We start from the raw sequence: 6,804 nt of genomic DNA, 5'->3' as shown, positions 1-6,804 counted from the left end.
AGAAAGTCCTCTCGGCTTAGCATGGCCAGTTCTCTTGGAGGCTTCGTCACCAACAAGAGAAGGCCATGCGGGTCGGGGGGACAATCTATTTTGATGATCTACGGACTTATAGCTCCGGCGTCGACACCAAAGCTGCACAGGCTATAGTGCAGCCATCAGGAGAACAGAATGACTGACGACAACCCCATCAAGCGATGGACCGCGAAGCGCAAGGCCTCCGTGCTCATGGACATCTTCAAGGGCAAGACCACAGCAGCTGAGGTGGCGAGCCAATACGATCTCACCGTCTCCGAGATCGAAGGCTGGGTCGATGAGGCCCAGCGCAGCTTAGAGAACGGGTTCAAAGCCCGCCCCAAGGATATTCGTGAGCAGTATGAGTCCGAGCTCCGGAAGACCAAGGAGAAAACTGGGCGAAGCCCATCTGCAGAACTATGCGCTAAAAAAATTCACGCGCCGGCTCGGAGGTGGAGAAGGTGGTATATGGTTCTGGACGTTCACCATTCGTGTGTGTGCTGCAAACCGCACAGCAAACAGGCTTAGCTGTAGCATTAAGCGAACAGCCATTCCTGTTGAGACAGCGTTCAAGCCACTGCCCCTTAGCCAGAATGGACCATCATCTAGCACTCGATAATGGTCTTGCCAGCCTAGACTAGCAAGATGTCCAATCTGTACCTCGCAAATCGCTCTGCGAGTGCAGGTCGGTGTTGCACCTGCATATGGCTACTAGCCCAGAACCAACATCATCTTATCAAAGACAAATGAATATGGCTAGGAAGCTTCAATATGCAGTCCTGAGCTCCTTTCTTTTCAGTACTTTTGGTTCAAAGCTGCTCTCTGATAGTGAGTCCCATTCGTAAAACCATATACCCCCAATGTTTTTGTAATAATTGAATAGTTTTTGTGCTGAGCTGTCTAGCTTGTCTCTTGGCTTATAAAGCTCTTTCTCGCTCCAGTACTTTTTGACAGAGGCTCTGCAAGCGCTTTTTTTCATTCTGTCGCTTAAGTATGGGCATGCCATTAAATCTGAGATAATCATGAAGCACTCGGCGGATGATGTTGGCACTCTCTTTTTTAATACATAGTTTGAGACATGCTCTATAAGCTGTATTTTTAAATCTCTTCGCCCGCGGATGTTTTTACAATAATCAAGTGTGGCCATTATCCCGAAATAAGACGTGTCTATTTCCCCTTCTTTATTGGAAATAAGCTTTTTTAAAACCAATCGGACCTATTTCATAATCTGGGCCTAGCCATCTCAATAGTTGCACCAGATCAAAAAGCTCTACAGTGTGCACTTCCGAGTCGCTCTTCATTTTTATTATATCTTTAAGTTTGTCAGAAACCGCAGATTTTATGTTTTTTGAGTATGGGTTTTCAGGAGGCAAAAAGTTATTGCCTATAGCAATCATAAGCCTAGAAAAAATATAGCATGAGCGGGGTTTGACTCCAAGCGAGAACACGTAGAGCGAGAATAGCAACAGGACAGTCAAGAAGTTATTAAAGTTCTTTCCTGATTTCTCGTATTCAACGTCTTTCCATTCTGCAATCTCATTGATTTTGTTTAGTATTATTGTGAGGGTGTAGTTGCAGACACTTGATGCGTAGATATCTTTTTCATGGACTATTATCCTGTAGTCCTTGATCATGCTTGAAAGTTTGGATTCTATATTGATCGGCCTTTTGAAGGCACTTCTCAGATGACCTTCTTTTTTATCTCTTATTGACGACATTGTATCGAATTGCTTCTCGATTAAATTTGCTGCACTGGCTTTTGCAGCTGTTTCCCCTGAGACAAATGGCCTCCGAATGACTTCAGTTTTACTTTCGTTTAAGTGAAGCTTGTAGTCGCCAAGTATTTTTTCCAACTCCTCTGTCACCGTTTCCAGAATTTCTTCTGAGTTAGAGAATATGAAGTAGTCGTCAATATAACGTCTTATGGCATATTCTTGGTCTGAATGAAGATTAAGTTTGGAGAGGCTTTTTTTCAGTTTTACATCCAGCTCTTGCAGAATGATTTCACTGAAAATTCTTGACACTTCAGGCCCAACCACAATGCCATTGGTTTCTCCATAGTTGCAATCTCTGATTATTTTATCAAAATCATTGGGTAAAGAAGAAGAGCTTCTCGCTTTCTTGGAAAATTCTTTACCTTTTACGGCCCACGATATAGAGTGCGTGTATAAATTATAAAAACACTTTTTGACATCTAGTTTTTTCAAATAACCAAACCGAGTTTCTAAGTCGCAGTATTCGATAGAGTCATAAAACTTGTAAACGAAATTATATCTCTCATATGAGAAGAAAGAGGATGAGCTTTCAGTGATCACATCATCGCCATATGAGTCCACAGTCCTTTTATCTTCTTTTTTAGATCTCTTCCCTTTTTCAAAAAAGTACGATCCTGTGGCTGCAGGGTACCTAAGAGAGTACTCACTTTTCGAACATAGAAATATTATTTTTTCTTCATATCTTTTATATAAGTTTACGAATTTTATCTGATTTATCGGGTGTGGTATTGAGAGGACTCTTTTTTTGTTTTCACCATTCCTGATTTCGTAATTAAATGGGAGAGACTTTCCCTTTATATTATCAAAAGGAAGAGGGAGCTTTGTGTCATCAAATTCTCTATTTTTGACTTTTTGATAAAAGCCTAAATTGGAAAAATGGACAGGAACCTCATAAGGCAGAGTTTCGGTAAGAAGAATGCGGTGGTAATCCTTTTTTTCTACCTGTTTTTTCTTCCATGCTTTGTTACGCAACATCTTTCCAAGCCTTTTTGATTTCAGAAATTCTTTTCTCTGAAAGGTTGTTGATTATTTTCTTTTGGAACCCTTCTTTGAAGCTGTATTGTGATAATGCCATCTGGTCTTGTTTGTTTAGTTGTGATCTCAAATTACGACTTAGCATCGATTTTCTGTTAAACAAAAGGGTGTTTAGAAAGCTATCGAGCTCTTGTAGTGACTGGGAAGAACCTGTTTTTCCTTCCATAGCTCTGTAGTTGAAGTGAATTCCGGAAAAGAGTTTGTTGCGCCCGTATGAGCCTTTGATTCGATGGTTGCCAGTTAAGAACTTTACTCTATCAAAGAATAGTTTTTTGTCGCCGTTCTTTAACAGCTGTTTGGCGGATAGGATTAGCCGAGTTTTAATTTTCTTCTTTTTTTCTTCAGCTATGCCAACGTCTACCGATACTTTGTTTTTAGACGTCGACATTGAGAACTTATAACCTAGATACTCTAAAGAGGCGCTGGGCGAATGGATAACGAGCTTGTTATTTTCATCGAGCTTTACATTTATGAGAGCGGTTTTTTTGGAATTTAGCTTTAGTTCTTTAGGTAGGATGCGCCTTATGTCCTTAATTACCTTTTCCGGCTTTCCAGTACAGAAAACTATGATGTCATCAACAAAGCGGGCGTAGTAGTAAACCCCATCAATGGTAGATATTTTTTTATCAGTGCTCTCCATAAATATTTCTGACATGGTAGAGCTGAGGGAGAGCCCTCTATGGAGATTTGAATATTCAGAGCTTTTTTTTCCTTCATAGAGGGAGTGGAGCACATTTTTTGTTTCGTAGTTTATTCTGTAATCACCCAGAATCGCTGTTGCGATTTTTTCTACTGGAATTGATTCATAAAACTTTGAAATATCTAATCTTAAAATTGCTTTTGGCTCATGGCTTCCTAGTAACTCTATAACCTGCCTAACAATTTTGTCGCGGTTCGCAGGCTTTACTTTGTAGGTGAATTTGATGTTTTGATTTGCTTTTCTTACTGCAAAGATTGCGTGTGAGGCTGAGCGATCAATATGTTTAATGTTGCCATGTGCAGTCTTGGAGATCATAACCTCATTAATCTTGAAATCTTTGTTCTTTAATTTCTCAATGCTTTTCGCATGAAACCTTAGATATTCTTTTTTGCTTCTCCCCATTTTGTGCTTTTTGGGGTCAAGCTTTGTTGTTATTTTTAAGAAGCTTTCTGGAGTGAATGAGTGATCCATATATATCCTTTAGTGTTTCCTTGCGATAGAGGATTTCTTTACTAGAAATCAAGGATGCTTTGTAGAGTTCATGAGCTTATGATGAGCTGTATTGTAAACTCAGATGGTAGTCGGATGCCAAAAATGCGTTGCTGGCCTTAATCAAAGGTTCATGCTTAAGGCTCACACCAAGGCCTCATCGCGTATGGGGGCACATAGGTGGGACAAATTGGTCTAGCGAATGCTATCGTGAACACTCATATTGAGGTTGGCCCTATAGATTAAACAACCTTTAAAAACATAATGTTACACGTATTCTATGGGAATCGGTGTGGTGGACGGGTGTGCCGGGATGTAGCTGTCGGGGCCGCCTATTTGGGCCTCGATCTTCCCCTACCATTCCTTATACGTTTCAGCCTTCCTGTATCTCTCCCCAAATCTCTCGTACCACGTTGCCAGCTCACATCGCTGGCACCCTACCCTGCTCTACCTGACGGGATGTGAATCACTATCATCATGGTCTCAATACGTTTTCGAATAAGAAAACTTTTTAATTACAGTTGGTTGCGGTCTTTTCTAGCCTCTAAAGACGATTCATGCTTTGTATACATCTAGCTGGAAGCGGGCGGGAAAGCGTCGTTCGTGGCTGGCCCTGGCGATATGGATCTCGCCGCTTTCCAGCGGCTCGCGCAATACTGATCTTACCCAGCACTGGTGGACACCGGTCTAAGCGATCATTCGAGCCTCGAAGGCCTCTGGGCTGATCATCCCGATCGCGCTGTGCCGGCGTTGCCGGTTGTAGTCCAACTCAATGTACTCGAACACCTGCCGTCGCATGTTTTCTCGGGTCGTGAGTCGCTCGCCGTGAATGGCCTCGACCTTGAGACTGTGAAAGAAGCTCTCGGCGCAGGCATTGTCGTAACAGTTGCCCTTGGCATTCATGCTGCACCGGAGGTCGTGCCGGGTCAGCAACGACTGGTACAGGGACGAACAATACTGGCTACCACGGTCGCTATGCACGATGACGCCCTTGGGCATCTTGCGGCTCCACAGCGCCATCTGAAGCGCGTCGCCGACCAGGTCAGCGGTCATGCGCTCGCTCATCGCCCAGCCGATCACCTTGCGTAAATACAGGTCAATCAGTACCGCCAGGTAGAGCCAGCCCTCACCAGTCGCCAGGTAAGTGATGTCGCCGACCCATTTCTGGTTCGGCGCCGTAGCACTTAAGTCCTGCTCCAGCAGATTCGGTGCGACGGGCAGGCCATGCCGTGAGTTCGTCGTGGCCTTGAACTTACGCGCGGCTTTCGCCCGCAAGTTTTGCCGACGGAGGCTGGCAGCCACGGTATTGAGGCAGATGGCTACGCCAGCATCGTTCAGGTCATGGGTCAGCCTGGGGGCGCCTGAGCGCCCCTTGCCCTGCTCGAAGGCCTGAGCCACGCGCTGATCGGTGAGCGCTTGCCGGCGGCGGCGAGGAGAGGGTACACCTCCCCGCAGTCGCCAGGCGTAGTAGCCGCTGCGGGCGACACCGAGAAACGCACACATCCGTTGAATGCTGAAGGCCTGACGATGCTGCTCGATGAAGGCGTACTTCACTTCAGGCTTTTCGCGAAGTACACCGCGGTACGCTCAACTGGTCATCGCAACACAGCCACCCGACAGGGAACGATATGGCAAGACGAGGACGGCCAGGAGGACTCTCCGCAAACCAGAAGCAGTTACTCTGGGAGCAGTGGCAAGCAGGTCAATCGTTAAGTGAGGTCAGTCGGCTACTTTGTCAGCATCCAGGGTCGGTACATCGTGTTCTGTCCACCAGCGGTGGTATCGCACCGCACCCTCGTTCACGATCCAGTCGGCACTTGACCCTAGCTGAGCGGGAGACGATCTCCCGTGGTATCGCCACTGGTCAGTCCTTTAGGCGAATCGCCCAGCAGCTGGGGCGCTCTGTTTCCACGGTGAGCCGGGAAGTCGCTCGCCATGGAGGACGCGACCGGTATCGGGCCATTACTGCTGATGAGGCTGCATGGGAGCATGCCAAACGCCCTAAGGTGTGCCATCTGGCAACTGTCCCCGAACTGCGGCAGCTCGTGGCGGAAAAGCTTGCACTACAGTGGTCTCCTGAGCAGATCTCGGGCTGGCTGAAACTCCGTTTCCCGAGAGACCGGCGCATGCAGGTGTCACATGAGACGATTTACCGCAGCCTTTACATCCAAGCGCGCGGTGTACTGAAGAAGGAACTGATGCAGCATCTGCGTTATAAGCGCATGATGCGCCGCTCCAAGCTTGCTACGAGTCAGCCGCGCGGACAGATCCGGGATGCGGTGTCCATCCGAGAACGTCCTCCAGAGGCGGAGGACCGGGCGATTCCGGGGCACTGGGAAGGAGATTTGATCACCGGTGCCAGAAATTCCCACATTGCTACGTTGGTCGAGCGTCACTCTCGCTTCACCATGCTAGTTCAGGTGGATGGCAAGGATACGACCAGTGTGATCGCTGGCTTGATAAGAGAGGCCCAGCGGCTGCCGGCTGGTCTGAGAGGATCTCTGACATGGGATCGGGGCACAGAGCTGGCGGCACATAAGGACTTGACGGTTGCGACCGATATTCAAGTCTACTTCTGCGACCCTCAGAGCCCATGGCAGCGGGGAACCAACGAGAATACCAACCGCCTGCTAAGACAGTACTACCCAAAAGGGACAGATCTATCCACGTTCACCCAGCAAGACCTTGATCAGGTGGCCATGCGGCTTAACGAGCGCCCCAGGAAAACGCTGGGATACAAGACACCTGCCGAAGTCTTATCCACCACCGTTGCATTGACCGGTTGAGCGCAAG

General features: G+C 47.0%; 6 protein-coding genes and 1 pseudogene. 2 read left to right on the top strand and 5 right to left on the bottom strand.

The features are described 5' to 3' along the window. Positions 1-168: 168 nt before the first annotated feature. Positions 169-540, top strand: coding sequence for a DUF1153 domain-containing protein (locus NH448_RS20405; RefSeq protein WP_253029326.1), 372 nt, complete (start codon positions 169-171; stop codon positions 538-540). A 238-nt stretch (positions 541-778) separates the two neighbouring features. On the opposite strand, the gene NH448_RS20400 is transcribed toward NH448_RS20405, so the two are convergent. The 5 genes and pseudogenes from NH448_RS20400 to NH448_RS20380 form a co-directional block, all read right to left on the bottom strand. Further along, positions 779-1,036 (bottom strand): hypothetical protein, encoded by a 258-nt coding sequence (locus NH448_RS20400; protein ID WP_253029325.1) that lies wholly within the window; start codon positions 1,034-1,036, stop codon positions 779-781. A gap of 157 nt (positions 1,037-1,193) precedes the next feature. After that, entirely contained in the window at positions 1,194-2,762 is a 1,569-nt protein-coding gene (gene drt3b / locus NH448_RS20395; RefSeq protein WP_253029324.1) for an antiviral reverse transcriptase Drt3b, read from the bottom strand. Then, positions 2,752-3,993, bottom strand: a complete 1,242-nt coding sequence (gene drt3a, locus NH448_RS20390) for an antiviral reverse transcriptase Drt3a (protein WP_253029323.1) — start codon at positions 3,991-3,993, stop codon at positions 2,752-2,754. Before drt3a ends, drt3b begins: the two co-directional genes overlap by 11 nt. A 573-nt stretch (positions 3,994-4,566) precedes the next feature. After that, entirely contained in the window at positions 4,567-4,665 is a 99-nt protein-coding gene (locus NH448_RS20385; RefSeq protein WP_253029322.1) for an ATP-binding protein, read from the bottom strand. A 33-nt stretch (positions 4,666-4,698) separates the two neighbouring features. Further along, positions 4,699-5,592: pseudogene (locus NH448_RS20380) on the bottom strand (IS3 family transposase); the annotation flags it as partial. A 47-nt stretch (positions 5,593-5,639) separates the two neighbouring features. Between NH448_RS20380 and NH448_RS20375 the strand changes: the two are divergent. Further along, the gene (locus NH448_RS20375; RefSeq protein ID WP_253029321.1) at positions 5,640-6,797 is read left to right on the top strand and encodes an IS30 family transposase; all 1,158 of its coding nucleotides are present in this window, start codon (positions 5,640-5,642) and stop codon (positions 6,795-6,797) included. Positions 6,798-6,804: the final 7 nt, after the last annotated feature.

The sequence above is a fragment of the Halomonas sp. OfavH-34-E genome (genome assembly GCF_024124525.1).
Taxonomy (GTDB): Bacteria; Pseudomonadota; Gammaproteobacteria; order Pseudomonadales; family Halomonadaceae; genus Halomonas; species Halomonas litopenaei.
This window is presented reverse-complemented; position numbering and strand designations above follow the sequence as displayed.

What these genes read in the sequence shown, in the direction of transcription:
- NH448_RS20400 (WP_253029325.1), bottom strand. Translation starts at nt 1,036, where the DNA reads ATGATTATCTCAGATTTAATGGCATGCCCATACTTAAGCGACAGAATG.
- NH448_RS20405 (WP_253029326.1), top strand. Translation starts at nt 169, where the DNA reads ATGACTGACGACAACCCCATCAAGCGATGGACCGCGAAGCGCAAGGCC.
- drt3b (WP_253029324.1), bottom strand. Translation starts at nt 2,762, where the DNA reads ATGTTGCGTAACAAAGCATGGAAGAAAAAACAGGTAGAAAAAAAGGAT.
- NH448_RS20375 (WP_253029321.1), top strand. Translation starts at nt 5,640, where the DNA reads ATGGCAAGACGAGGACGGCCAGGAGGACTCTCCGCAAACCAGAAGCAG.
- drt3a (WP_253029323.1), bottom strand. Translation starts at nt 3,993, where the DNA reads ATGGATCACTCATTCACTCCAGAAAGCTTCTTAAAAATAACAACAAAG.